Here is a 24,674-nt window from a genome sequence, read left to right as displayed (position 1 = left end):
CTTCATCAGTATCCGTCAGTAAGGGTCACGGCAAATATTATAGCTCTGCAACTATCTGTTGCAGGCTTTCCGCAAAACTGGCTAGGGTGGTATAGTGCGTCCCATCGCCGATTGAAACAGTGGCGTTAGTGGTGGAACCGTACCGACTCGTCGCTATCGATCGGGCCACGCGCTACGTCTATTTGGAACTGCACGACAACAAGCGTATGGAAACCGCCGCCGAATTTCTGCGGCAAACGCTGGCGCAGTATCCTTTCAAGATCGTAAAAATCCTGACCGACAACGGTGTCGAGTTCAGTTACAATCTGCTGGTTGAAGCCATGAACAAAAAGATCAAAGATCAAGGTAAACACTGTCAAACGTTTCCATTATGACAGCGCCGAGGCACTGAAGACGCATTAACTATAACTTCAACCTCAAATTACGCGCTATTGGACGCATACCTCCTTTCGAGGCTATACCCAATTTTTACCGGAAAGTGCCAGCGATTTTTACTATTAAACCAGACCACTTAATGGTGGAACTAAACAATTACCCATCAAATCGGCGACAGCCCTGTCCGCCACGCCGACTACCTTGATGTTGTTCTTAACAATGGCTGCATAATTCTCATGCAAATGGCCGTGAAAGATATTTTTCACGCCCATCGCGGCGGCCAGCTCGCCAATCACATCAAAGCCGTGCCGATGAGCGCCCGGCGCTTCATGGGTCACCAGAATATCCGCTTTCAGCGTTTTTAACGCTTCAAACTCATCATGCCAAATCGCCCCCTTGTATTTTAATGACATCGCCGTATGTCTGGTATGGGCGGGCTGATTATGCAGATAATGCTGCTTATTCCTCCATTTAGGCTGCTGCGGCGGATACCAGACCCGGCCCAAGAAAATACCGCCCAAACCGGCAATTCTGAGTCCCGCTATTTCCGTGACTTTCAAATGCAATCCCTTATCGGCCAGAGCGGAATCAAACAGGTGTTTATGCTTGCTGGGCGTTTCAAAATCATGATTCCCGGCAATCCACCAGATTTGGGTCAAACCGACAATGTCCTGCAGGCAAACCTCCAAGGGCATTTCCAGGTCATAATCGCCCAGCAACACGACGGCTTCGGGTTTGTATTGATGCACTGCGGCGATCAGCGGTTTGAAATCTCCATGAGGATCGCCTGCAAATAAAATCTTGTGCTTTGGGTTCAAATTGTTACTCCTGTTAACTGGAACCTGAACCTGATGAGGAAATAACAACGTTTTATTTGCATTGTTCGGCACGGGTCTAAAATTGTCCCGATTATAGACAAAAGTCGCCTCGATTAATATCTGCAATCACCGTCTACGCCAATCGTGATAACGGGCGATACACCACAGCAAGCCTTTCGGCGCATGATTACGCTTCCAGACGCCCGCCGCGTATTTGTTAGCCTCGGATAGCGTTGGGTAAATATGGATGGTGTCCAGCAACTTGTTCAAACCGATATTGTGCTTCATCGCCAGCACGAACTCGGCGATCAATTCACCCGCCTGCTCCCCAACAATGGTCACGCCAAGAATCCGGTCATTGCCCGGCGCGGTTAATACCTTGACGAAACCGTGCGCCACGCCATCGGCTATCGCACGATCCAAGTCGTCAAGATGATAAGTGCTAAGCTCATAAACGACGCCCTTTGCCTTCGCATCCTGTTCGTTAAGGCCGACCCGCGCAACTTCAGGATCGGTAAAAGTCGCCCAGGGGATCACCGAATAGTCGGTACGAAACTTGATGAAGCTGCCGAACAATGCATTCACCAACGCATACCAAGCCTGGTGAGCGGCGGTATGGGTAAACTGAAACGGACCGGATACATCGCCGCAGGCAAATATATTCGGGTAATTGGTTTGTTGGAATTCATTAATTTCAATCGCGCGGCCGGCCGAGATGTCAACGCCCAGCTGTTCAAGGCCGTAACCCTGGATATTGGCGACCCGGCCGATAGCCAATAATAAATTGTCAAAAGGAATACGCAGCTCTTTACCGTCATGCTCGGCAAACAAGATTTTTTCACCGTTTTCAATAATAAATCCTTTGGCGGTATGTTCCACGAGCACATGAATGCCTTCCAGGCGAAATGTCGCCATCACGGCTTCCGAGACTTCCGAGTCTTCCCGAACCAATAAACGCGGCAACATTTCGACCTGGGTAACCTCGCTGCCTAAGCGGGCAAAGCTTTGCGCCAGCTCGCAACCGATAGGCCCACCGCCGAGCACGACCAGCCGCTTGGGCAATTCGCGCAAATCCCAAACCGTGTCGGAGGTCAGATAACCGATGTGCTCGATACCGGGAATCGGCGGGACGAAGGGGCGCGCTCCGGCGGCAATGACGATAGAACGCGTGGTGATAATGCGGGACTCGTGGGCTGTTTTCACCTGAACTTCCCAGGGTGAAATAATCGTTGCTTCGCCTTCGATAACCTCCACGCCAAGGTCTGTGTATCGTTGCACCGAATCGTGCGGCTCGACGGCTTTAACAACCGATTGCACCCGGCTCATTACCTCGGCGAAATTCACTTCGGCGTCGGCTTTTTTGATGCCGAAATCCGCAGACCGGCGCATCTGGGCCAGCAACCTCGCGGAACGGATCAAGGCTTTGGACGGCACGCAGCCGGTATTCAAGCAATCGCCGCCCATTTTATGTTTTTCAATTAAGGTAACTTTGGCTTTGACCGCAGCCGCTATGTAAGCGGTCACCAATCCTCCAGAGCCTGCGCCTATCACTACAATATTGCTGTCAAAGCGCGCTGGTTTCACCCATTGCGCATAAACCTTGTTCGCCTTGATGGCTTCGACGATCTTATTGGCCAACAGCGGAAAAACACCCAATAACGCAAAAGAGCCGATCAGGCCGGGCGACAAAATTCCCGACAATGACTCCAGCTTGCCCAGCTGAGTCCCCGCATTGACATAAACCACCGTCCCGGCCAACATGCCTACTTGGCTGACCCAATAGAAAGTTTGTGCTTTCAGGTTGGTTAAGCCCATAACCAGATTAATCACAAAAAAGGGGAAAACCGGGACCAATCTCAGCGTAAAAAGATAGAGCGCTCCCTGTCTGTCCATACCTTTATTGATAAGATTCAGGCGATCGCCGAAACGGGATTTAACCGCCTCGCTAAACAAGAAACGGGCCGCCAAGAAAGCCAGTGTTGCGCCGATCGTGGATGCAAAAGAGACAATCAACGTTCCCCACAGCAAACCGAAAACAGCGCCGCCGGCCAACGTCAGAACAGTGGCGCCCGGCAAGGATAAACCGGTCACTGCGATATAAATCAACGCATAAACAACAGACGCCAAAACAGGATGGTCGGCTCGATAAGCTTCGATAGCCGCCTGCTGCAACTTAAGCATTTCCAGGGTTAAATAGTGCTGCAGATCAAACGCAAAAAACACCGCAACCAAAGCGGCAATGAAAGCCAGCAGCGCCCAACGTGAAAAATTCATAATATTCTCCTTGCCGATTAAAGAGCATGTTAGCAGGAATTTTCTATGAGCCTGATTGAGATGTTGAAACCAGAAAAAAATAGATTATGAATTTACCGCCCTGTAAAAAATCCAGACGCACCCCCTTAAACAAGGGAGTGCAAGAGAGTGTTAATCTTGTAAGTTTCTATATCAGCTTAATCGGCCAGGCGCTTGCCAATACGGTTGTAGGCGCGTTTAAGTTCTTCACCGACTATTTTGGCTTTGTCTATAAATTCTTCGGAAGTCTCTATCGACTCGTCCGCTATTTCAGCAGCTTTAATTTTTAAACTGTGCCATTCTTTTTCCGCTTCTTCAAATTCTTGCTTGGCTTCCATGGAAGCCAGATGCAGTTTTAAATTGATTTCGTCGCGTTCTACTTGCAACCTTTCCAATAATTTCTCAAAATCTTCTTTTATTGACATGGCTCACCTCAGTTTATTATTCGTTGACTAACTTAAAAAACCAGTTGATATTGCATAATCGTCTGTAGGATATAGCAACCAACCCTTGCAATCAATAAGTAATACTACCCAATACTACCCGCCCGGCCAAGATACTAACGCTCCGAATGCCTTGTATTAACTACGCTTCAGGTGTTTTTTTGCGTTTGATTTAATAGAATTGTAAAAATTAACTGCTATAGTATCGCAGGCGCCAAAACGTCCAAATATCAGCCCTCATTAACAGAAATATTTATGACCCACGAACTTTTATTGTTACGGCACGCCAAATCAGATTGGCCGGTTGATATGGATGATTTTTCCCGCCCCTTAAAAAAACGCGGACGGCGCGCCGCCAAACGGGTCGGACGCTGGTTGCGCGAACAGCACCTGATACCCGACATCATACTCAGCTCTCCCGCGACGCGTGCTCTGACAACCGCGCAGCGGGTTTGCCGGCAGTTAGACATAGACGAATCGTCTATCATCTGTGACTTACGCATTTACGAGGCAGATGCTAAGACATTGCTTACCGTATTAAAAACCAGCTGCCATGAACGGCGGGTGCTATTAGTCGGGCACAACCCGGGATTGGAAGATTTGTTATTAAAATTAATCCCCAGCTCGGTTCCGTTATCGGCTAACGGAAAACATCTGCCTACCGCCGCCTTGGCCCAACTTGCCTTTGAAGGCGGCTGGACAGACCTGACCGAAGGCTGCGCCAAGTTAGTCGCGCTGGTTCGCCCGGACAGCTTGCCTGAATAATAAAAAAACGGAAAAACATTAATGCTACGACTATTCAATTTCGACAACGGCAGACTCAAAGAACAAACGCCGCCGGAAGATCAATTCAAGCAAGCAGTAGCCAAAGCCGCCTGGATTGACGCCCACGATCCCAGCGACAGCGAGCGCGCTCAGCTGCAAGCATTTTTACGCACAACGCTACCCGAATCGGATGATGTGGAGGAAATCGAGTCTTCGGCGCGTTACTTTACCGATCATACCGGCGTCCATGTACGCTCCCTGTTTCTTGCTCAAAGCGAGGGACGGCACAGCACAGCGACCGTCGCTTTCATCTTGCAAAGCGAGCGCTTAATCACCCTGCGCGAAGGTGCGCTAGCCGATTTCCGGCTGCTGCGCATGCGCGCGCGACGCGGGCAAGTAGCCGCCCATTCTCCGCAGGAACTGCTGGTGCTGATGTTCGAGCAAAAAGTGGAAAACCTCGCCGACGCATTGGAAGACATTCACCGCAAACTGGAAGAAGTCAGTTATTTGGTGCTGGAAGAAATAGACTCCGACCTTGAAAATGCGATCGACCAACTGGCCAAACTGGAAGACAGCAACGGAAAGATTCGTTTATGCCTGATGGATACGCAACGCTCCATATCCTTTCTGCAACGGCACTTGCGCAATCATCCCGAGTTACAGGAAACGGCGCGGGAAATCATGCGCGACGTAGATACGCTGATGTCCCACACCACATTCCTGTTCGATAAAATCAACTTCCTGATGGACTCGACCCAAGGCTTTATCAACATCACCCAAAACAAGATTATTAAGATCTTTTCGATTGCCGCCGTGGTATTCCTGCCCCCTACTCTGGTCGCCAGCATTTACGGCATGAACTTCCAACATATGCCGGAACTCAATTTGCAGCTGGGCTATCCCGGCGCACTATGCTTAATGGTACTGTCGGGGCTCGCGCCTTATTGGTTTTTTAAACGGAAGGGATGGTTGTAATTTGCGCGGGTTTAACCCAATCGAAACACTGTTTTGACAAACAGTTCAACACCCCAAGTCACCAACAAACCGAAAACAATCATAGCCGCTGAGGCCGTCATTATATTGAAATTATTCGGTGTCGATTTGTTCATACGGAATAACCCTTTGTAAATAATTCAACGGGTTATTCTGAACCGGCTACGTTACAATATAATGACGCTATGATGAACTTTTCATGACACTGCAATAATGTGTGTGATCGGCAAGAATATTCAACAAAGCATCAAGCTGCGGACGGTTATCAACGTTGAAATAAACACATCGTGTCTTTCGTGAACGAACCGCTGCTAATGCAAAGCGTCAATCGCCAATTGCCCCAAGCGGGTATGATGCAGGATTTTAGCAAAGGGCTGTGTGACTTGCTCCCGCCCCGTTACAAAAACAAACACCGGAGTACTGGTGTGAGTCCCGGTCGCCCAAACCACCTGCTGACTGGCGGCGACAGCCTGCGCCAACAGGTTTTCACGATTCTCTTTTTGATAAACGAAGAACTCGCCGTTGACTTCCATTTTCGGTACCGTTTTCTCGCCCAGAGAGGTATGCCCTGCCCGATACAACGGATTGGCCTCGGTTGCCAGGATTTTTACCGCTTGCGCTTCGGTAATCTTAAATTCCGTGTAGCGGTTAACCAACTCGGTCAGTTTTAACGGTGTTTGCCGGTCTTTAGGCAACCGGTCAAACTGGCTGAAAATATCGTGATAGCTTAGTTGTTGCGCATAAATCTTGTCCAAAACCGAAGGATCGCCGAAATTAAAGTTGGGCTGGAATAATGCTCCACCGGCAAATGCGGCTCCCGGCAGGCTGTGCGGCTTGGGAATGTCTACGCCGGAATAACTAAAGCCGAAACCGCCGGTTTCATGATCGGCGGTGACGATGATCAGCGTATCCTGCCGATTTTCCGCCCAATCCAGCACGGCGTTCAAGGTGTCGTTGAATCGCAGCATTTCATGCAACAGCAGACCGGTGTCATTGCGGTGAGCGGCCCAATCGATTTGCCCGGATTCAATCATCAAGAAAAATCCCTGTTCATTACGGCTTAGAATCTCCAAGGCTTGCATGGACATTTCTTTTAACGTCGGCTGGACATGCCCGGCATCTTTGCGGTTTTGGGTTTCGACTATGCCATTCGCCATGCCGGAATCGGCAAACAAACCTAATGTTTTCCCTGTGGCCTGTTGGAGTTGCACCTTGTTGAACGCCAGCGCATAGCCTTGTTGTTGCGCGGCGGTCAGCAGATTTTTAGCATCCTTACGCGATGATTTGATCTCAATACTATTACCTGTCATCTGCGCCAATTGCTGATGCAGCGCTGAGTTTTTGTCATTGGCCTGCTCGGGCAGCCAATAACTTAAGCCGCCCGACAGCATCACATCCGCGCCGGTTGCCAACAAATCTTCCGGGATGCTGTTTTCCTGGCTGCGGTGCGTCTGGTGCGCGGCAAAGGCGGCGGGAGTTGCATGAGTAATACGCGTATCTGAAACCAGACCGGTCGCTTTACCCAGACGCCTGGCTTTTTCGATAATATTTTCCTGTGGGTTGCCGTCTTTATCCAAACCCAACATTTCCGCACCGGCAAATTTCCCGGTCGCCAATTGCGTCGCTGACGCCGCAGAATCCGTCACCAATGTATCGGCGGTATAAGTCAGCGAAATACCCAATCGTCCCCGTTCCATCATACGGTCTAACGCGGTAGTGCGATCGGCAAGAACGCTGTGCGGCGCCTGTCTGGCATAAGACAGTAATAGCCCGACTTGCTGCGGCCCCATGCCGTCGCCAATAATCATGATGACGTTCTTGGACTTGACTGCCTCAGGCTTGACGCCGTCTGACGCAGTGCAACTCAGCAGCGCCACGCTAATCAGGCAACAAGCCCATCCTTTACGCATTTGTATATTCATCATTGTTCGCTTTTTAAATCAAGTTACGCGTTGCCACCCAAAAAACCATCATTCTTGTTGAATACAAAAATCTCCAGCGCATTTATTTACCTCGACGGTAATATGCGACAGTTTATTAATGCCCACGATCTCTTTTAACAGGTCCTTATAATATTCCGGCGCTTTGGGGTCATGCGACACCAGAGAAATAATTATGGCGAAGTGGCCCGGCCCTACCCGCCAGATATGCAAGTCTGAAATTCGGTTGTCTGCGTCATTTTCTATTTTTTCCATGATAGCCAGCTTATGTTTCAACGCGATGCTTTCATCCAGTAATACCGGACTGGTTTCTCTAACCAAAGAATAGGCCCATTGCATGATAATCAGCGCACCGATAATGCCCATAACCGGGTCCAGAAAGCGCCAGCCGTAATATTTACCTAATGTCAGCGCGGCAATGGCCAGCACCGAAGTTAATGCATCGGCAAGGACATGCAGGTAAGCCGCTTTAAGATTTTGGTCATGGTGATGAGCGTGATCATGGCTATGATCATGATGATGGTGATCTCTAAGCAGTAGCGCACAAACCAGATTAATGAATAAACCGAAGCCGGCAACGGCGATGGCCTCATCAAAGTGAATTATGTGGGGATTAACTATGCGTTGCCCCGACTCAACCAGCATGATCAAGGCCACAATACCCAGAACAACGGAACTGGTATATCCGCCCAAAACGCCTACTTTTCCAGGGCTGAACGCAAAAGTATGGTCATGCGCATGAACGCGGGAATAGCGATAGGCAATGAGAGTGATTATGAAAGCCGCAACATGCGTCCCCATGTGCCAGCCGTCGGCAAGCAGCGCCATCGACCCGAACACGGTGCCTGCGGCTATTTCCACTATCATGGTTAAAAAGGTCAGCACAAGAACCTGCTTGGTTCGCCGCTCCCCTTTCTTATTAATGGCTGAAAAATCGTGCTCGTGTTTCAGTAGACTTAATTTATGCGTGTGCATGCGGACAACAATCATTACGAATGACGGAAGCTCTATTTTATAGAACAACCGCTGTTTTAGATAAAGATTATTGCGCGATGCCTATTGCCGGAATCAAACCGGCGGGCATAAAAAAAGGGTTATCATTTCCGATAACCCTTCTATTAATGGCGTCCCCAGGGGGGTTCGAACCCCCGTTACCGCCGTGAAAGGGCGGTGTCCTAGGCCACTAGACGATGGGGACTAAAACTGGTTTAGTCAGCCTATGCTCAACTTAAAAACAAACTGCTATTTTCTATGACTTTCATAAGCCGTAGAATGTCCATTTTCATAGACTTTATAAATGGCGTCCCCAGGGGGGTTCGAACCCCCGTTACCGCCGTGAAAGGGCGGTGTCCTAGGCCACTAGACGATGGGGACTAGAACTGGTTTAATCAGCCTTTTGGTGGAGCCAAGCGGGATCGAACCGCTGACCTCAACACTGCCAGTGTTGCGCTCTCCCAATTGAGCTATGGCCCCTAAGCTGAGAACCGGCATTCTACAGCATTTCTCTATTCAGTCCAATACTAATTTAAATTTTTTATATGATTTATAGCACGTTGTATCCTAGCCAAGGTTTTTTCTTTGCCCAGCAACGACAAAGTTATATCAATCGCCGGCGAAACCGCTGAACCGCAGACAGCGACACGCAAGGGTTGAGCCACCTTGCCTAAACCCAATGACATGGTTTCGGCCAGATTCACCACAATCTGGTGCAAGGTATCGCCATTCCATTCGGTCACTGCGGCGAATTCATCGTGCAGCCTCGCCAAAACTTCATCCGAGCCGGCGGTAAAATTCTTTTTCGCAGCTTTTTCATCATAAGCGTCAAAATCCTTATAGAAATAAACACTGGCGGCGGCTATTTCAACCAGTGTTTTGCAGCGCTCCCGTTGCGCCTTGACTATATCGACAAGACTCGGCCCTGAGGAAGGATCGATGCCCAGCTCGCCCATGTGCCAGCTTAAATGACGCGCGACATGAGCCGGATCGCCGTTCATAATATACTGATGGTTCAGCCATAACAGCTTTTCGGTGTTGAATGCAGACGCCGACACATTGACATTTTCCAACGCAAAATGCTCGACCATTTCATCGATGGAAAAAACCTCCTGATCGCCATGCGACCAACCCAGCCGCACCAGATAATTCAACAAGGCCTCGGGCAGATAACCGTCATCGCGAAACTGCATCACGCTGACCGCACCGTGGCGCTTAGACAATCTGGCGCCATCAGGCCCCAAGATCATCGGCAAATGCGCGTATTTGGGCAGTTCCGCGCCCAAAGCCTTAAGAATGTTCATCTGCCTGGGCGTGTTGTTGATATGGTCGTCGCCGCGAATAACATGCGTGACCTTCATATCCATATCATCGACCACCACCGTTAAATTGTAGGTAGGCGTGCCGTCGCCCCTGGCGATAATCAGGTCGTCCAGTTCTTTGTTGGCAACGACAATGTCGCCCTTAATCAAATCGGGAATTGTGACCGCGCCGTCAACCGGATTTTTAAAGCGGATGACCGCTTCCCGGTCGCCTTTCGGCCCCGACAAATCCCTGCATTTACCGTTATAGCGCGGCTTTTCCTTGTTCGCCATTTGCTCGGTACGCAGCTGCTCCAGCTCTTCCTTGCTGCAATAGCAATAATAGGCATCGCCCTGATCCAGCAACTGCTGAATAACTTCTTTATACCGATCAAAATGGTGAGTCTGATAAAAAGGTCCCTCATCATATTCCAGCCCCAACCAGGTCATGCCTTCCAAAATGGCATCGACCGACTCCTGAGTTGACCGCTCCAAATCGGTATCTTCGATCCTTAAAATAAATTTTCCGCCATGCTTGCGCGCATAAAGCCAGGAAAACAAGGCAGTGCGAGCGCCGCCTACATGCAGATAACCGGTTGGGCTCGGGGCAAAACGTGTTTTTATACTCATTTGATATTATTTCGTTAGTAAAGTTCGGTCTGGATTTGTTTGGCGGCGGTTTTTTTCATGCCACCCTGTTGCTATTTTAACATCTTTTTCCGCACCCTTGCCCCGCTCATACAGCCGCAACAAAGCATCGGACGTTTCCAGAAGCCATAAAAAACGAAAATTTCCCGACTGTTATCGGGAAAGTTACCCGATGTCTTTTACCCGAAGCCATGAATAATAGGTTATTTTAATAATGACATTAATCACATGAACCGTTTACCCTTAATATTATTGAGTTTCCTCTTATTCCCCGTAACTTCTGTTGCCCACGGACCGACCCCGCAAAAAGCCAAAGAAAGCATCACTATCAATGCTTCCGTAGACGCCGTCTGGAATGCGATCAAGCAATTTGACGCCATTGCCAGCTGGCATCCTGACGTCAAAGCAAGCTCGGGCGATGGCAAAAACGCCTCCGACGGCGCCCGGACCATCACCCTGCAAAACGGCGGACAGCTCGTGGAAAACCTGGATTTTTACAGCGATAAAGATCATGAATACAATTACCGCCTCAAAACCGAAAATGTAACGGCGTTTCCGGCCAGCTCCTATACCATCAACCTTCAAGTAACGCCGGGCAACGACGCCAATACCAGCGTGGTTACACTAAAAAGCCGTTTCTACCGTGGCGACACCGGCAATACGCCACCCGAAAACTTGAATGACGCTGCCGCGGTTAAAGCGATGAATGAGTTCTTTAAGAACGGCTTGGCGGGACTAAAACAAAAGCTGGAAAAATAAAAAATATTTATAGGCAAAAGGCGAAAGGCAAATGACGAAAGATGTTTTTCGCCCTTCGCCCTTCGCCCTTCGCCCTTCGCCCTTCGCCCTTCGCCCTTCGCCCTTCGTCTTTCGTCTTTCGTCTTTTATTTCAATTTTCGCGAATTTCAATAAGCCCTTGCCGGCTTGCCAACAAAGTCAGTTCTGCCAGCGTTTCCGCGCCCATTTTTTCCTTGATCACGGTACCGTGGTTGCACACCGTTTTATAGCTCAAACACAGTTTTTCCGCCGCTTTACGGACGGTATAGCCATTCGCCAGCAAACAGAACACATCGAACTCCCTAGGCGAAAGCAGCTTGATTTTCTCCGATTCGTCCTGCTCTCCAGCCATCGAAACCGCCAGTTGCTGGGCAATCTCGGGATCAACATAAGTGCCGCCCTGGGCTATTTTATACACTGCGGTAATCAGCGTTTCAGGCACGCTGCTTTTAGTGATATAGCCTTTCGCTCCGGCCGCAAGCGCCCGCGTCACATAAACCAATTCATTGTGAATGCTGAATACCAGGATTTTACAATGCTGATCACGGTTAATCAGCCTCCTGATGCTCTCAAAACCGCCTATGCCCGGCATCGATAAATCCACCACCACAATATCCGGTTGATATTGGCTGTACATTTGGCAGGCCGTCTCGCCCCGGTCCGCCTCATAAATCTGTCCGATCTTATCGGACAAGGAAAGATAAGCTTTGTAGCCCGTCCGAACCACGGCATGATCATCCACCAACAACACACTAATCTTACCCGCCACTACTTTGCTCCTTAACGTGTCAAAAAGACCATCATGCCTGTTTATAAACGGCAAATCGATAGGAGCTTTTCCCGTTTTATCTCAACCTGAGACAGGATATTTTCCCGGTTTATTACGGGATTTTTCCCGCCGATTTCCGGGCTTATTCCGTAACGCTGCATGCACCCGCTCCCGTACCATGAGCGCCTGTTCAGCCCTGCATTTCAATAAGGTGTTGCAAGCGTTTTGATCAAGAAAGCTAGTTATCTTACTTAAACCTTATTGATACGCACGGGCTGGCTTTATGACTTTATATAAGTACAACATTCATAACTCTGGAGGAACTATGCGGATTTCCAAATTCACCCGCACCGCTGTCGCATCCGCTGTCTGTAGCGGCGCCTTGTTTTCGGTTTCGATACCGGCACAAGCCAATAAAGCCCTGGATCGACTGTCAAAAGAAGATACTAACTGGGTCATGCAGACCAAAGACTACGGTGCGACCCACTTTAGCGAAATGACGCAGATCAACGCGCACAACGTCCAGCATCTACAGCCGGTCTGGTCTTTTTCTACGGGCGTACTGAACGGGCATGAAGGCGGACCGCTGGTTATTGACGGCATCATGTATGTGCATACGCCCTTCCCTAACAATATTTTCGCGATCGACCTGGATCAGCCGGACAAAATCTTATGGGAATACAAACCTAAACAAAACCCGGCCGCCCGCGCCGTAGCGTGCTGCGACGTGGTCAACCGGGGCTTGGCCTATGCGCCCGCCGGCGACGGTTACCCGGCGACTATTTTCCAGAATCAGCTGGACGGCCATATCGTGGCGTTAAACGCGAAGACCGGCGAGTTGTTGTGGAAAATGGAAAATTCCGATATTGCGATGGGCTCCACGCTGACCGTTGCGCCTTTTGTCGCTAAAGACAAGGTCATTGTCGGCAGCTCGGGCGCGGAACTGGGTGTAAGAGGTTACGCCACCGCCTATAACATCAAAGACGGCAAACAGGCTTGGCGCGTTTACGCTACAGGTCCCGATGCCGACATCAAACTGGCCAAGGATTTTAACAGCGCCAACCCGCATTACGGCCAATTCGGTTTGGGTCTTAAGACCTGGGAAGGCGACGCCTGGAAAATCGGCGGCGGCACCAACTGGGGCTGGTATGCGTTCGATCCCGACCTGGACATGCTCTATTACGGCTCAGGCAACCCCGCGCCGTGGAATGAAACCATGCGTCCTGGCGACAACAAATGGACGATGACCATCTGGGGCCGCGACATCAACACAGGCGAGGCGAAATTCGGCTATCAAAAAACGCCGCATGACGAATGGGATTACGCCGGCGTCAACTACATGGGCTTATCGGAACAGCTGGTTGACGGCAAAATGACCAAACTGCTGACCCACCCCGACCGCAACGGTCTGGTTTATACCCTGAACCGTGAAAACGGCGATTTGGTCAACGCGTTTAAAATCGACGATACCGTCAACTGGGTTAAAAAAGTCGATTTAAAAACCGGCCTGCCGATTCGCGATCCCGAGTTTTCGACCCACATGGATCATGAAGCCAAAGGCATTTGTCCATCCGCGATGGGTTATCACAACCAAGGCATCGAATCATACGATCCGAACAAAAAACTGTTCTTCATGGGTACCAACCATATCTGCATGGACTGGGAACCGTTCATGCTGCCTTACCGCGCAGGCCAGTTCTTTGTCGGCGCGACGCTGAACATGTATCCGGGGCCTAAAGGCACCTTGGGCCAAGTCAAAGCGATGAACTCCGTGACCGGTAAATTCGAATGGGAAATCCAGGAAAAATTCGCCGTCTGGGGCGGCACTACCGCAACGGCGGGCGATCTGGTTTTCTACGGCACCTTGGACGGCTACATCAAAGCGCTGGATTCACGGAACGGAAAAGAATTGTGGAAATTCAAACTACCTTCCGGCGTTATCGGCCACCCGATTACCTTCGGACATAAAGGCAAGCAATATGTGGCGATTTACTACGGTGTCGGCGGTTGGCCCGGCGTTGGCTTAGTGTTCGACTTGCAAGACCCTACCGCAGGTTTGGGTGCAGTCGGTGCGTTTAAGGAACTGGCGCACTACACTCAACAAGGCGGCGGTGTGATGGTCTTTGCATTAGGTTATTAAAACTGCGTGTAGAAGGAACCTTAGCCGCTATTTAGGAGTGCGTCCTTTCTCCCTCAGGGATGCCTACATGGATGTAGGTAGTAGAGCAATGCAGGAGCAATTGCCGAGAAGGCTGGGATGAGGGGATTCAAATAAGTCCTTTTCCTTATTTTGATTTTCCCTCACCCAACCCTCTCCCTGTGGACGACTGCACGGATGCAGGAGTAATTGTCGAGAGGGCTTTGCACTGCTTAAATCAACAGGTTGGGGCTAAAACCACTCCCTACAGTGACATCTGTAATGGCATCACGTTTTTAATCCTGCATTGATTGAGAGTAAATATGCACATAAACAAGTTTTTGATAACGGCTTTGTGTTTGGGTGGCTGTTTGGCAATCCCCCAAGCCCAGGCCGAACAAAACAAAGCGCTGAAGGTCTGCGCCGCGGAAGACGAAATGCCCTATTCCAATAAGGCGGGCGAAGGCTTTGAAAATAAACTGGCGGAACTGGTCGGCAAAGCGCTGAACAGAAAAGTCGAATACGTTTACTGGAGCGACCCGCGTTATTACATACGGGACACGCTGGATAAAGGACTGTGCGATGTAGCGATAGGTGTTGATAAAGGCGATCCCCGCGTTTTGACCACCCAACCTTACTACCGGTCCGGCTACGTTTTCATCTCGCGTGAAGCCGACAACCTGGACCTAAAAAACTGGGATAGCGAGGCATTACGCAAGGCGCAACGCATCGCTTTTGTGCCCGGCACGCCGCCGGAAGTGATGATGAAGGCTATCGGGCGTTATAACGATATGTTCAATTATTCACAGGAATTGGTGGGCTTTAAATCCAGGCGCAACCAGTACATCAAATACGAAACCTCGAAACTGGTCTCCGAGATTTCATCGGGCCATGCCGAAATCGCCTCTCTTTGGGGGCCGTCTGCGGCGCGTTATGTCAAAGCCTCGGCCACACCGGTGGTGATGACGATGATTCCTGACGACAATGTTCGTGCGGACGGACAAAAAGTCGACTTTCATTTCAGTACATCGATGGGGGTTCGAAAAAACGATTCAACCTTGCTGGCTCAGTTGAACAAAGTTATTGAAGATCATCGAGATGAAATAACCGAGTTGCTGGAAGCGGAAGGCATCCCTTTGGTTGCTGAACCCGATGCGCCTTAGAAAATCATAAAGAAATTAGGACTGACAAATGAACAGAAAAAAATTATTAGCCGCATCGGCTGCCGGCCTGGTGTTGATCAGCTCGGCGGCTTTAGCGGAAATAACCTTTCGTAACGCCATTACCGGCGCGCCGCTGGATATGAGCGTCGCCAAATCGGGCGGCAACGAAGCCGTTTTCAATCAATTCAAGGAAACGGGCAAGAACCCTTATAACGGTAATAAAGAAATCATACAAAAGGGTCATGACCTTTATTTGACCGCCTGCTCCGGCTGTCACGGCCACGAAGCCGAAGGTAAATTGGGGCCCGGACTGGCGGACGATTACTGGACCTATCCGTCTGCCGCTACCGATCAGGGCTTGTTTGAAATCTTGTTCGGCGGCGCCAGCGGCATGATGGGGCCGCAATACGTCAATCTATCAACCGATGAAATGCTGATGATTATGTCCTGGATACGGGACATCTACACAGGTAATCCTAAAAAAGCCAAATGGTTAAAATAGAGAGGAAACACAGATGAAAAAAATGCTTTTAATTAATGCAGGCGTCGTGTTGGCGGCGCTGTCCTATTCCGCTATCGCTTACGACGGCCAAAATTGCAGCGAACCGGGCGTTTGCTGGGAACCCAAACCGGGTTACCCGGAAAAAGTGGCGGGCAGTAAGTATGACCCGAAACACGATGTCAACGAACTCAACAAACAAGCCCAATCGGTTGTGGAAATGGAAGCGCGCAATAAAAAGCGCCAGGAACATTTGGCCAAGACCGGCAAGTTTGTTTATGACGTAGACGACATCGAATAGCCATTGTTTTGGGCATAAATGCATTCCACTTTTCGTCCCCTTTGTGAGTCTGTTTGTATCTTATGCCCTTTTTTTACGCTGGTTCCCAAGCTCCGGCTTGGGAACCCAGAGGACGAAGCTCCAGCTTCGCGAGACGGGAAGCTGGAGCTTCCACTACCGAATTCCCAAACTGGAGCTTGGGAACTAGCACAAAACTAAAATGAACACAGACACCCAACTCACCGACTGGCGCGAGCAAGCGTTACAGTTTGAACGACAAATCAATCAAACCGTTATCGGCCTGCAACCTGCGGTCAGAAATATCATCCTGGCCGTTTTCGCCAGAGGCCATGTATTACTGGAAGGCAATGTCGGCGTCGGCAAAACCACGCTGCTAAGAGCGGTCGCCCAAGGCTTGGGCGGCGATTACCAGCGGATTGAAGGCACCATTGACTTGATGCCCGCCGACTTGATCTATTACACCTATTTAAACGAACAAGGCCGTCCGTGCGTCGATCCGGGGCCTTTGCTGAAACACGGCGACACCCTCGCCACCTTCTTCTTCAACGAAATCAACCGCGCCCGCCCGCAAGTTCATGCCTTGCTGTTAAGAGCGATGGCCGAGCGCAGCATCAACGCCTTTAACCGCGACTATCATTTTCCGCACATCCAGGTTTTTGCCGACCGCAACCGCGTCGAGAAGGAAGAAACCTTCGAGCTGCCGGCCGCCGCCAAAGACCGCTTCATGATGGAAATCAACATCGATATGCCCAGAGGCGATACCGAGCTGGACGAGCTGATGTTCAATCCCCGTTTTCACGATACCGACCGGCTGGTTGCAGGAGTCGCTAACAGCGGTATTTATTACCGGCTCAATGAGCTGGCGCAAACGCTGCAGCAACATATACAGACCAGCCCTAAACTCCATGCTTACGCGCTGAGTTTATGGAAAGCTACGCACCAACCGCAACAATACGGCGTTCAATTAAGCGATGTCGAAATGCCGCAATTGTTAATGGCCGGAGCCAGTCCGCGCGGCATGAGTTACTTGATCCGCGCCGCCAAAACCCGCGCTTGGCTGGAACAGCGTGATCATGTGTTGCCGGAAGACCTGCAAGCGGTTTTTCCGGTCTGCATGACGCACCGGCTGTTTTTAAACCCGATGTATGCCTACAGGAAAGAACAGCTGCTGCCCGAATTGATCGAGGGGATTTTGGACCAGGTGGCTGCGCCTTAATAAAAAAAACGTCACCACGAAGACACGAAGAGCACGAAGTTTTATATTTTTTCTTCGTGTTGAGCCGGACGGAGCATGCTGCCCCGTCCGAAACGTAAGGCGTTAGCTAAATATAACCACTTTGCTCAGGCATCGTAAAACGTTGGGGACGGGGTTTCAAACCCTGTCCCGCTTAGTTATGTTTTTTTCTTCGTGTCCTTCGTGGTGAGCATTCCAAAATCCCGTTCGCCCTGAGCCTGTCGAAGGGTGAGCGGGATTTTGGAATGCTCAACCAAGGGGATGAGAGGTGTGAAAGCCGTTCATGCTTCGACAAGGCTCTCCTGAGCGTAGCCGAAGGGCTCAGCACGAACGGCTTTCACACCCTACAACGCATAGCATTCGTTTTAATACATAAAACAAAAAACATCGTAAAAAACCAAGCCATGACCGAAACGCTACATTACCGCTTACCCTGGCAATCAAGTTCCGTTTATCCGGGAGCGCATCCCGGACAAATGATCGGCGCCGGACAGCTGTTCAAGCGCCACGAACCGCTGATTGCCAGCCCCGACCCCAGACGCATAGACTTGCGCGCCAGCGTGCTCGACCCGTTTTCGTCGTATCGGGTACGCGTCTATCAGCAGCAAAGCTCCGTCAACGTCTATCTGATTGCCGATATGTCGGCATCGATGGGCTATGCCGACAAACAACAAACCCTGCTCCGGTTTTTGCTGACCGCCGCCCATTCGGCTTTCGATTACGGCGACAAATTCGGCTTTATCGGCTGTACCGAGCGTATCGAGCAGCGCTGGCTGCTTCCCGCCGGCCAGCACTTGGGACGGGTGTCGGCGCTGGCAAAACAACTGGAACGTCTTAACTTTAGCGGCAGCGCAAACGGGCTGCAAAATGCGCTGGCTTTTCTGCCTGCCGAGCGCTCGCTGGTGTTTTTGTTGTCCGACTGCCATTTTCCGCTGCCTCAACTGCGGGCTGTGTTAGGTTCGTTGCAAAGTCACGATGTGATCCCGTTGGTGTTATGGACTCAGGACGAATACGCCGCCTTGCCCAATTGGGGCCTGATTTCTTTCCAGGACATGGAAAGCCATGCGACCCGCACGCTGTTCATGCGTCCGGCATTGCGGCAAAAAATAGTCGCCGCCTACCGGCAGCGCCAACACGACCTGAAACATATCTTCAGGGCCTTTGGCAGCGAACCGTTGTTTATTACCGAAGGCTACAGCACCCAAACCGTTAATCGTCATTTGCAGCAGAGGGTCGCATGAGAATCCTGTTAATCATGGTGTTGTCGCTGCTGGGCTGTTCCGGCTCGATCGACGAGCCGGTCAGCTATTTTAACGTCGAAACGCCCCGCCCGTTCGGTTACGTTAACGGCGATGAAATTCCCCAGCGCATTATTATCGAAACCCGTTCGGGCATCAGTTTGCAACCCGGCAGTTTACCGGTCAAAGGACAAATCAACCGCTGGCTGAACCTGAACCGGGTCACGGTTAAACAAACAGGACAGCGTTATCAAATCGACTTGCTGTACCAGGTCTTTTACGCGCCGCTGGAGGTTAAATCGTTAACCCTGCCCGGCTTTACCGTGCAGCTCAGTCAGGGCGAAAAAAGCATCAGCCAAAACGTCCCCGCCTGGACTTTTACCCTGTCCCCGCTCAGGGAATTGGTGGTGCGCCAAAGCGAACAGGGCGAATACATGCGCCCGGACAGTCCGCCGCCGTTATTGGCGAACACCCAGGCTTTGTACGGCTTGGCCGCCAGCCTGAGCGTCGCCGTACTGATAGCGGTCTATCTGGCTTACTTATACGGATGCTTTTCCGGCATGTCGCGGCGCACCTTGTTCAAGCGAACCTTGCGCAAACTGGCGGGATTGTCTGAAGCCGACATGGAGCAGGCTTTGACCGTTGTCCACCACGCCTTGAACAGCCTCAACGGCCAGCCGCTGTTCCTTAACCGGCTGGGCGAATTTTACCGGCGCAACCCGCAGTATCTGCAAATAAATTCCCAATTGGCTTGGTTTTTCAACTACTCCAATCGTTACTTTTTTTCCGACGCCATGATTGCCGTAGCACAGGACTTGCAGCAACTAAAAGAACTCTGCGAGCAATGCCGTAAAATCGAACGGGGCAGCCGATGAATTTGGCGGTTAATAACCCCTGGGCTTTAACAGGCCTGTTACTGGCCCTGTTGCCGCTGTTCAATAGCGGCATGCGCACCAGCCCCGCTCCGTGGACGGCGTTGATACCCCGCGACACGCTGTCGGCTGTTGTCGTCGGCTGTCTTCGGCTGTGCGCCGTCGCGGCAATCGCCGGATTAGTGCTGGGCATCGCGGGCCTGCATCGCACCGAACAAAGCCAAGAGAGGATCGGCCACGGCGCGCATATCGTGTTATTGCTGGATCGCAGCAGCAGCATGGATAACACATTCGCCGGACGCGCGCCGAACGGCTCGGATGAATCCAAGGCCACGGCGGCGCGGCGGCTATTGACCGATTTTGTCAAACAGCGGCAAAACGATTTGATCGGGGTCGCGGAATACAGCACTTCGCCGCTATTCGTGATGCCGCTGACCGAAAACAAAAACGCGGTGCAGGCGGCGATTGCGGCGACCGCGACACCGGCGCTGGGTTTTACCCATGTCAGCAAAGGCTTAGGGATGGCTATCTCATTTTTTGAACAACAACCGGTCACCGGCTCGCGTATCGTGCTGCTGGTTTCGGACGGCGCGGCGGCGATCGATCACGACAGCGAACAGAAATTGCGCGAATGGTTTAAACAACAACAAGTCCGCCTGTACTGGATTTTCCTGCGCACGGCGGGCAGCCCCGGCATTTTCGACCAGCCTGAAGACAGCCGGGACGACAACGCTGGGGCTATGCCCGAACTGTACCTGCATAAGTTTTTTTTGGGGTTGGGCAGTCCCTATCAGGCTTATGAAGCGGAAAGCCCGGACGCGTTAAAGCAGGCGATTGCCGACATCAACCAGCTGGAGAACCTGCCGATGCACTATATCGAACGCATCCCCAAACAGGATTTGTCGGCAGCCTGCTACAGCGTAGCGGCCTTCCTGTTGCTGGTTCTGCTCGGCGTTAAATTTTTTGAGGTCAAACAATGATAAGAACGATCAGGCATATAACGCTGTGGGCCGCGTTGGCGCTCAGTTTAGCGGCTTTCGTTTACAGCGCCGGCGCGTTGTACGGCATCCATCAAAACAATGACTTAATCCGGCAATTGGTTTCGGGAAAAGATGTGGCCGTTAATAAAGTGATCGGCGGCGAGCCGGAGTTGAGACTGGCGCGGGCTTTTTATTTCAAGCAAAAACACCGTTACGACGAGGCCTTGTCGACCCTGAGCCTGATTATGGACAAAAGCGGCCGGGACTTCCAGGCCAAAGCCCGCTACAACCTCGGCAACCTGTATCTGGAGCAAGCCATGCAGCAGGCAAAAGCCATGAATATCAACGAAGCAATGCCTTTGGCCGGATTGGCGAAACAGGCCTACCGGCAGTCTTTGGCATTAAACAGCGGCGATTGGGATGCCAAATACAACCTTGAAGTCGCCATGCGTCTATTGCCGGAAATGGACAGGGTCGACATGCCGGACGACGAACTTAAGAACCAAAAATCGCAGTTGTGGACGACAGTACCGGGGTTTCCGCGTGGTTTGCCTTGATTTGATCCATCTCGTTCCCACGCGCCGCGTGGGAATGCAGTCGAGGCGCGCTGCGCCGCGAATCACGATCAGTATATAAAAATACACATTGCACAAATACGGGACGCAGCGCGTCCTGCACGGCATTCCCACGCGGCGCGTGGGAACGAGGAAAAACAATGAACAAAGCATTAAAAGATTATCGAACCTGGTGCCTTCTGCTGGCAGTTTTAGCGATGCTGGTGCTGTTCCTATACCCCAGCAAACAGCAAAAAACCCCAACCTACAACTACACCTTTATTATCGACATTACCCGCAGCATGAATGCGACCGACTACCAACAAGACAACCAAGCCGTCAGCCGCCTGCATTTTGTCAAGCAAACCTTGCGCGAACTGTTGCAAAAACTGCCATGCGAATCCAAAGTCGGCCTGGGCCTGTTCACCGAAAGGCGCTCAACCCTGTTATTCGAGCCGCTGGAAGTGTGCTCCGCTTATACGGAAATAGACACCGCGATCGGCAAAGTCGACTGGCGCATGGCCTGGGCCGCAGACAGCAATATCGCCAAAGGCTTGCTGAGCACGTTGGAAATGCTGCAAAAAAGCGACAGTTCGTTGATCTTCATTACCGACGGACAGGAAGCACCGCCCGTTAATCCCAATTACCAAGCAGATTTTTCAGCGGTAAAGGGGCAAGCAAAAGGCATGATTATCGGTGCCGGCGGATTGCAGGCTGTGCCTATCCCCAAGTTCGACAGCCTGGGCAAACAAACCGGATTTTATGCACGGGACGATGTGCCGCACCGTTCTACGTTCGGACAATCGAATCTGGACCCGTCGCAAATCAAAGGCTACAACGCGCGCAATGCCCCATTCGGCAGCGAAGCCGCCACCGGCAACGAGCATTTAACAGCCTTGCACGAAACTTATTTGGAAAAACTGGCCGCCGAATCCGGTTTGGCTTACGCCCGCTTAACCGACTTAAAAAACCTTAACCAGGCATTACAAAACCCGAAACTGGCGACTGAAAAAGTCGTGCAAAGCGATATTCGCTGGCAACCGGCATTATTGGCATTGCTGCTGTTAAGCCTTGTCTATCTGCCCAAGCTGCATAAATTCCGTCCGCTTTTCCGGTCGTAAATAAATCGCCGGTTCCCAATCTGGACAATGGAAACCGGCAACTAGCATTAGTTATCTATCTTATTGAGTACTGTAAATGAACAAACAAAACCTGCTCTCAACCCATAATCTTTTTACACTACGATTAGTTTTATCGTTACTCGGCGCCTACATTGATTACAGTTATCTGCATAAAACCCACGATATTTGGTTGGTGATCATGTTTTTATTTAGCGGTATAGCCATCGCTCCGGGCTATTATCAATACAAATACAATCCAGATAATCTCAAAAAGTTTATCCGCCCGCTGCTGCATTGGACAGGCGGCTTGTGTGTGGCAATCATCATTTATGCCTATCAGCGCACTGGAAGACTCTATCATGAAGAAGGCGATTTGGTTGTGCTGCTAGTGCTGGCCTTAACGGTTTATCTGGATGGCATACAAACAGGCTGGCAATCTATTTTTACTGCGATATTTCTAGGCCTTATAGCCATCTGTGTCGCTTATTTCGACAGTTATATCTGGCAGTTAATTACGCTTGCGGCCATTGCCATTGCTTACAGTTATTACCGACAATCCGATGACACGCAAGTCGATACAGTTTGAATCATTAACAACATAGTGCGCTTGCAGGCAAAACCCGCACTCCCGTTATCAGCTGATTCCTTAAATACCTTTTACCCCCCGATCTTCGGCTACGCTCAAGGGAACCGTGAGGCTCCGCGGGGTGGAATATAACGATGCGCACCGGAACGAGAGTTATCTTTTATTTTTTGTTTTACCAGGATTGTTGCCATGAAATTTAAAGTCTTACTGTTGAGTCTGTTGTTGTCTGCTAACGGCTTTGCGGCGGAAAAAACCGTTATCCGCATCGGCGTTCAGTCGGGCGGTACGGTAGAGTGGGAGTTGCCCGCATTGCAGGATGAGTTGAAAGCCAAGCAGGCTGATGTTCAGCTGGACATTCACCATGTCGCCAATACGGAAGCCGGTAAGATCGCGTTGCAATCCGGGGCGGTCGACATCATCGTTTCCGACTGGATTTGGGTGTCCGGCTTGCGCGAAAAAGGGGCTGATTTCACCTTTTATCCTTATTCGGATATTTCGGGCGTGCTGATGGTGCCAAAAGATAGCGGCATTCATTCCTTGCAGGATCTTAAAGGTAAACGCTTAGGTATAGCCGGCGGCGAGCTGGATAAAAACTGGCTGCTGCTGCAAACCCTGGCGAAACAGCAGCTGGATATGGACCTCGATGCGTCGGTGGAAAAGGTGTTTGCCGCGCCGCCGCTGCTTAATGAACAGATTAAGCAAGGCCGGATTGATGCGGTGCTCAATTACTGGCACTTTGCTGCAAGGCTTGAGGCGGAAGGGTATCGGACGCTGATTGACGGCCGCAGTATTTTGCAAGGCTTGGGAATTTCGGACTCCGTCGCCAATCTCGGTTACATATTTAAACAAAGTTGGGCGGATCGGCATAAACAGGCGCTCAGGCAATTTTTAGATGCCGGCAAACAAGCCAAGCAAACGCTATGCAGTTCCGATGCCGCGTGGCAAAAAATCATCCCATTGACCAAGATAGATGATGAAACAACCCGGAAGCACCTGCGTCAAAACTATTGCGCCGGTAACATTGAACATTGGGGAGAAACCGAACAAAAAGCTGCCGAAAAAGTGTATTTACTGCTGCATAAACAGAGCAAGCAAGCCCTGACAGGTAAGTCCGAACAGCTGCAACCGGGAACTTTCTGGTAAGACGGTACATGGGGCGAAAACAAAAAACTTCGCCGGAAAGCTAGATAGAGCGTTATCATTGTCATATTGGAAAAACAATGCCTTTACTCGCAGGATCAATCATTATTCCCTGTGTCGAGGATTTAACCGTTTTCCATAATACCTACCTGCTTTCATTTTTAGGAGAAAACCATGAAAACAACAACCCTTAGCTGTGCCTTAGTCCTTGGTCTTGCAACATCCGTCTCCAGTTACGCAGCGGGGCAGCCTATGGATAAATGTATTGCCGCCATACAAAAACAAAAAACCGGCGAATTCATCAAGCTGGAAAAATTGAATGTAGCCGGCAAACCTTTTTATGAATTTGAAATCAAGGATTCCAGCGGCATTGAATGGGAATTCATGTGCGATGCCAAAACCGGAAAAATCACCGAAACGGAAAGTGAAGTCAGCAAAGCTGATGACGAAGCTTTCAAGAAAAACGCTAAAATAACGGAAAAAGAAGCCGTAGATATTGCACTTAAAGCCCACCCCGGCACTGTTCAGGAGGTTGAATACGAAATAGAAAAAAACGGCGATGCCAGCTATGAAATTGATATAGTCAACGACAAAGCGGTAGAAACCAAAGTTGAAGTCAATGCGGCTAACGGTAAGATTATTGAAGTCTCAACCGAAGCATGGGAAATCGGCGAAGAGGCCGACGAAAAAAGGTAGGTAACTACTCCCCGTTCCAAGCGATCGCTGGAACGGGGT

At 50.6% G+C, this 24,674-nt stretch carries 24 protein-coding genes and 3 tRNA genes; 17 read left to right on the top strand and 10 right to left on the bottom strand.

Annotation, left to right across the window (positions count from 1 at the left end; genetic code table 11):
• Positions 1-131 precede the first annotated feature (131 nt).
• Positions 132-374 (top strand): hypothetical protein, encoded by a 243-nt coding sequence (locus B0F88_RS03780; protein ID WP_181049827.1) that lies wholly within the window; start codon positions 132-134, stop codon positions 372-374.
• Between the two features lie 123 nt (positions 375-497).
• On the opposite strand, the gene B0F88_RS03775 is transcribed toward B0F88_RS03780, so the two are convergent.
• The 3 genes from B0F88_RS03775 to B0F88_RS03765 form a co-directional block, all read right to left on the bottom strand.
• Positions 498-1,193: a metallophosphoesterase family protein gene (locus B0F88_RS03775; RefSeq protein WP_104422671.1), complete on the bottom strand. Its 696-nt coding sequence runs from the start codon at positions 1,191-1,193 to the stop codon at positions 498-500.
• A 126-nt stretch (positions 1,194-1,319) separates the two neighbouring features.
• A complete protein-coding gene (locus tag B0F88_RS03770) occupies positions 1,320-3,467 on the bottom strand; it encodes an FAD-dependent oxidoreductase (protein WP_104422604.1) in 2,148 nt (715 codons plus the stop codon).
• A gap of 176 nt (positions 3,468-3,643) precedes the next feature.
• A complete protein-coding gene (locus tag B0F88_RS03765) occupies positions 3,644-3,910 on the bottom strand; it encodes a hypothetical protein (RefSeq protein WP_104422603.1) in 267 nt (88 codons plus the stop codon).
• Between the two features lie 273 nt (positions 3,911-4,183).
• On the opposite strand from B0F88_RS03765, the gene B0F88_RS03760 reads away from it, so the two are divergent.
• Positions 4,184-4,693 carry a SixA phosphatase family protein gene (locus B0F88_RS03760; protein WP_104422602.1) on the top strand — a complete coding sequence of 170 codons (510 nt, stop codon included), beginning with the start codon at positions 4,184-4,186 and terminating at the stop codon, positions 4,691-4,693.
• A gap of 21 nt (positions 4,694-4,714) precedes the next feature.
• A complete protein-coding gene (corA, locus tag B0F88_RS03755; protein WP_104422601.1) occupies positions 4,715-5,668 on the top strand; it encodes a magnesium/cobalt transporter CorA in 954 nt (317 codons plus the stop codon).
• A gap of 329 nt (positions 5,669-5,997) precedes the next feature.
• Here corA and B0F88_RS03750 read toward each other — a convergent pair whose 3' ends face one another.
• From B0F88_RS03750 to gltX, 6 genes are all read right to left on the bottom strand, one after another.
• A complete protein-coding gene (locus tag B0F88_RS03750) occupies positions 5,998-7,596 on the bottom strand; it encodes an alkaline phosphatase (RefSeq protein WP_219820766.1) in 1,599 nt (532 codons plus the stop codon).
• A 60-nt stretch (positions 7,597-7,656) separates the two neighbouring features.
• Positions 7,657-8,601 (bottom strand): CDF family Co(II)/Ni(II) efflux transporter DmeF, encoded by a 945-nt coding sequence (gene dmeF / locus B0F88_RS03745; protein WP_104422670.1) that lies wholly within the window; start codon positions 8,599-8,601, stop codon positions 7,657-7,659.
• Positions 8,602-8,748: 147 nt separating this feature from the next.
• Positions 8,749-8,824, bottom strand: a tRNA-Glu gene (locus B0F88_RS03740).
• Between the two features lie 100 nt (positions 8,825-8,924).
• Positions 8,925-9,000 (bottom strand) — tRNA-Glu (locus tag B0F88_RS03735).
• Between the two features lie 23 nt (positions 9,001-9,023).
• A tRNA-Ala gene (locus B0F88_RS03730) sits at positions 9,024-9,099 on the bottom strand.
• Positions 9,100-9,146: 47 nt separating this feature from the next.
• Positions 9,147-10,550: a glutamate--tRNA ligase gene (gene gltX / locus B0F88_RS03725; RefSeq protein WP_104422599.1), complete on the bottom strand. Its 1,404-nt coding sequence runs from the start codon at positions 10,548-10,550 to the stop codon at positions 9,147-9,149.
• 246 nt (positions 10,551-10,796) lie between these two features.
• Here gltX and B0F88_RS03720 point away from each other — a divergent pair, with 246 nt between their 5' ends.
• Complete coding sequence (locus tag B0F88_RS03720) at positions 10,797-11,327, top strand: SRPBCC family protein (RefSeq protein WP_104422598.1); 531 nt, start codon at positions 10,797-10,799, stop codon at positions 11,325-11,327.
• A 130-nt stretch (positions 11,328-11,457) separates the two neighbouring features.
• On the opposite strand, the gene B0F88_RS03715 is transcribed toward B0F88_RS03720, so the two are convergent.
• Positions 11,458-12,114 (bottom strand): response regulator, encoded by a 657-nt coding sequence (locus B0F88_RS03715; RefSeq protein WP_104422597.1) that lies wholly within the window; start codon positions 12,112-12,114, stop codon positions 11,458-11,460.
• 325 nt (positions 12,115-12,439) lie between these two features.
• Here B0F88_RS03715 and B0F88_RS03710 point away from each other — a divergent pair, with 325 nt between their 5' ends.
• The 13 genes from B0F88_RS03710 to B0F88_RS03650 all read left to right on the top strand — a co-directional run bounded on the left by B0F88_RS03710 (position 12,440) and on the right by B0F88_RS03650 (position 24,635).
• Positions 12,440-14,254, top strand: coding sequence for a methanol/ethanol family PQQ-dependent dehydrogenase (locus tag B0F88_RS03710; protein ID WP_104422596.1), 1,815 nt, complete (start codon positions 12,440-12,442; stop codon positions 14,252-14,254).
• A 320-nt stretch (positions 14,255-14,574) separates the two neighbouring features.
• Complete coding sequence (moxJ, locus tag B0F88_RS03705; protein WP_104422595.1) at positions 14,575-15,414, top strand: methanol oxidation system protein MoxJ; 840 nt, start codon at positions 14,575-14,577, stop codon at positions 15,412-15,414.
• 28 nt (positions 15,415-15,442) lie between these two features.
• The gene (gene moxG, locus B0F88_RS03700; RefSeq protein WP_104422594.1) at positions 15,443-15,916 is read left to right on the top strand and encodes a cytochrome c(L), periplasmic; all 474 of its coding nucleotides are present in this window, start codon (positions 15,443-15,445) and stop codon (positions 15,914-15,916) included.
• A gap of 13 nt (positions 15,917-15,929) precedes the next feature.
• A complete protein-coding gene (locus B0F88_RS03695; RefSeq protein ID WP_104422593.1) occupies positions 15,930-16,214 on the top strand; it encodes a methanol dehydrogenase [cytochrome c] subunit in 285 nt (94 codons plus the stop codon).
• Between the two features lie 199 nt (positions 16,215-16,413).
• Positions 16,414-17,430, top strand: coding sequence for an AAA family ATPase (locus tag B0F88_RS03690; RefSeq protein WP_104422592.1), 1,017 nt, complete (start codon positions 16,414-16,416; stop codon positions 17,428-17,430).
• A gap of 422 nt (positions 17,431-17,852) precedes the next feature.
• On the top strand, positions 17,853-18,689 hold the full coding sequence (locus tag B0F88_RS03685; RefSeq protein ID WP_104422669.1) for a DUF58 domain-containing protein: 837 nt from the start codon (positions 17,853-17,855) through the stop codon (positions 18,687-18,689).
• Positions 18,686-19,561, top strand: coding sequence for a nonribosomal peptide synthetase MxaA (locus B0F88_RS03680; RefSeq protein WP_104422591.1), 876 nt, complete (start codon positions 18,686-18,688; stop codon positions 19,559-19,561). The genes B0F88_RS03685 and B0F88_RS03680 overlap by 4 nt, the downstream gene beginning before the upstream one ends.
• Positions 19,558-20,538: a vWA domain-containing protein gene (locus tag B0F88_RS03675; RefSeq protein ID WP_104422590.1), complete on the top strand. Its 981-nt coding sequence runs from the start codon at positions 19,558-19,560 to the stop codon at positions 20,536-20,538. Before B0F88_RS03680 ends, B0F88_RS03675 begins: the two co-directional genes overlap by 4 nt.
• Positions 20,535-21,095, top strand: coding sequence for an MxaK protein (locus tag B0F88_RS03670; protein ID WP_104422589.1), 561 nt, complete (start codon positions 20,535-20,537; stop codon positions 21,093-21,095). Before B0F88_RS03675 ends, B0F88_RS03670 begins: the two co-directional genes overlap by 4 nt.
• Before the next feature lie 158 nt (positions 21,096-21,253).
• Positions 21,254-22,213, top strand: coding sequence for a vWA domain-containing protein (locus tag B0F88_RS03665; RefSeq protein WP_104422588.1), 960 nt, complete (start codon positions 21,254-21,256; stop codon positions 22,211-22,213).
• Positions 22,214-22,289: 76 nt separating this feature from the next.
• Positions 22,290-22,799, top strand: coding sequence for a hypothetical protein (locus B0F88_RS03660; RefSeq protein WP_104422587.1), 510 nt, complete (start codon positions 22,290-22,292; stop codon positions 22,797-22,799).
• Positions 22,800-22,988: 189 nt separating this feature from the next.
• The gene (locus B0F88_RS03655; RefSeq protein WP_104422586.1) at positions 22,989-23,942 is read left to right on the top strand and encodes an ABC transporter substrate-binding protein; all 954 of its coding nucleotides are present in this window, start codon (positions 22,989-22,991) and stop codon (positions 23,940-23,942) included.
• A gap of 171 nt (positions 23,943-24,113) precedes the next feature.
• Positions 24,114-24,635: a PepSY domain-containing protein gene (locus B0F88_RS03650; RefSeq protein WP_104422585.1), complete on the top strand. Its 522-nt coding sequence runs from the start codon at positions 24,114-24,116 to the stop codon at positions 24,633-24,635.
• Positions 24,636-24,674 lie beyond the last annotated feature (39 nt).

Source organism: Methylobacter tundripaludum (genome assembly GCF_002934365.1).
Classification (GTDB): Bacteria; Pseudomonadota; Gammaproteobacteria; order Methylococcales; family Methylomonadaceae; genus Methylobacter_A; species Methylobacter_A tundripaludum_A.
Note: the sequence above shows the minus strand (reverse complement) of the source record. Positions and strands in the feature narration are given on the sequence as shown.

Coding starts and splice junctions, on each gene's coding strand:
- B0F88_RS03685 (WP_104422669.1), top strand. CDS start 17,853: ATGACCGAAACGCTACATTACCGCTTACCCTGGCAATCAAGTTCCGTT.
- B0F88_RS03765 (WP_104422603.1), bottom strand. CDS start 3,910: ATGTCAATAAAAGAAGATTTTGAGAAATTATTGGAAAGGTTGCAAGTA.
- B0F88_RS03665 (WP_104422588.1), top strand. CDS start 21,254: ATGAACAAAGCATTAAAAGATTATCGAACCTGGTGCCTTCTGCTGGCA.
- B0F88_RS03750 (WP_219820766.1), bottom strand. CDS start 7,596: ATGCGTAAAGGATGGGCTTGTTGCCTGATTAGCGTGGCGCTGCTGAGT.
- B0F88_RS03770 (WP_104422604.1), bottom strand. CDS start 3,467: ATGAATTTTTCACGTTGGGCGCTGCTGGCTTTCATTGCCGCTTTGGTT.
- B0F88_RS03675 (WP_104422590.1), top strand. CDS start 19,558: ATGAATTTGGCGGTTAATAACCCCTGGGCTTTAACAGGCCTGTTACTG.
- B0F88_RS03680 (WP_104422591.1), top strand. CDS start 18,686: ATGAGAATCCTGTTAATCATGGTGTTGTCGCTGCTGGGCTGTTCCGGC.
- B0F88_RS03670 (WP_104422589.1), top strand. CDS start 20,535: ATGATAAGAACGATCAGGCATATAACGCTGTGGGCCGCGTTGGCGCTC.
- B0F88_RS03650 (WP_104422585.1), top strand. CDS start 24,114: ATGAAAACAACAACCCTTAGCTGTGCCTTAGTCCTTGGTCTTGCAACA.
- gltX (WP_104422599.1), bottom strand. CDS start 10,550: ATGAGTATAAAAACACGTTTTGCCCCGAGCCCAACCGGTTATCTGCAT.
- B0F88_RS03695 (WP_104422593.1), top strand. CDS start 15,930: ATGAAAAAAATGCTTTTAATTAATGCAGGCGTCGTGTTGGCGGCGCTG.
- B0F88_RS03710 (WP_104422596.1), top strand. CDS start 12,440: ATGCGGATTTCCAAATTCACCCGCACCGCTGTCGCATCCGCTGTCTGT.
- B0F88_RS03690 (WP_104422592.1), top strand. CDS start 16,414: ATGAACACAGACACCCAACTCACCGACTGGCGCGAGCAAGCGTTACAG.
- dmeF (WP_104422670.1), bottom strand. CDS start 8,601: ATGCACACGCATAAATTAAGTCTACTGAAACACGAGCACGATTTTTCA.
- moxJ (WP_104422595.1), top strand. CDS start 14,575: ATGCACATAAACAAGTTTTTGATAACGGCTTTGTGTTTGGGTGGCTGT.
- B0F88_RS03660 (WP_104422587.1), top strand. CDS start 22,290: ATGAACAAACAAAACCTGCTCTCAACCCATAATCTTTTTACACTACGA.
- moxG (WP_104422594.1), top strand. CDS start 15,443: ATGAACAGAAAAAAATTATTAGCCGCATCGGCTGCCGGCCTGGTGTTG.
- B0F88_RS03760 (WP_104422602.1), top strand. CDS start 4,184: ATGACCCACGAACTTTTATTGTTACGGCACGCCAAATCAGATTGGCCG.
- corA (WP_104422601.1), top strand. CDS start 4,715: ATGCTACGACTATTCAATTTCGACAACGGCAGACTCAAAGAACAAACG.
- B0F88_RS03655 (WP_104422586.1), top strand. CDS start 22,989: ATGAAATTTAAAGTCTTACTGTTGAGTCTGTTGTTGTCTGCTAACGGC.
- B0F88_RS03720 (WP_104422598.1), top strand. CDS start 10,797: ATGAACCGTTTACCCTTAATATTATTGAGTTTCCTCTTATTCCCCGTA.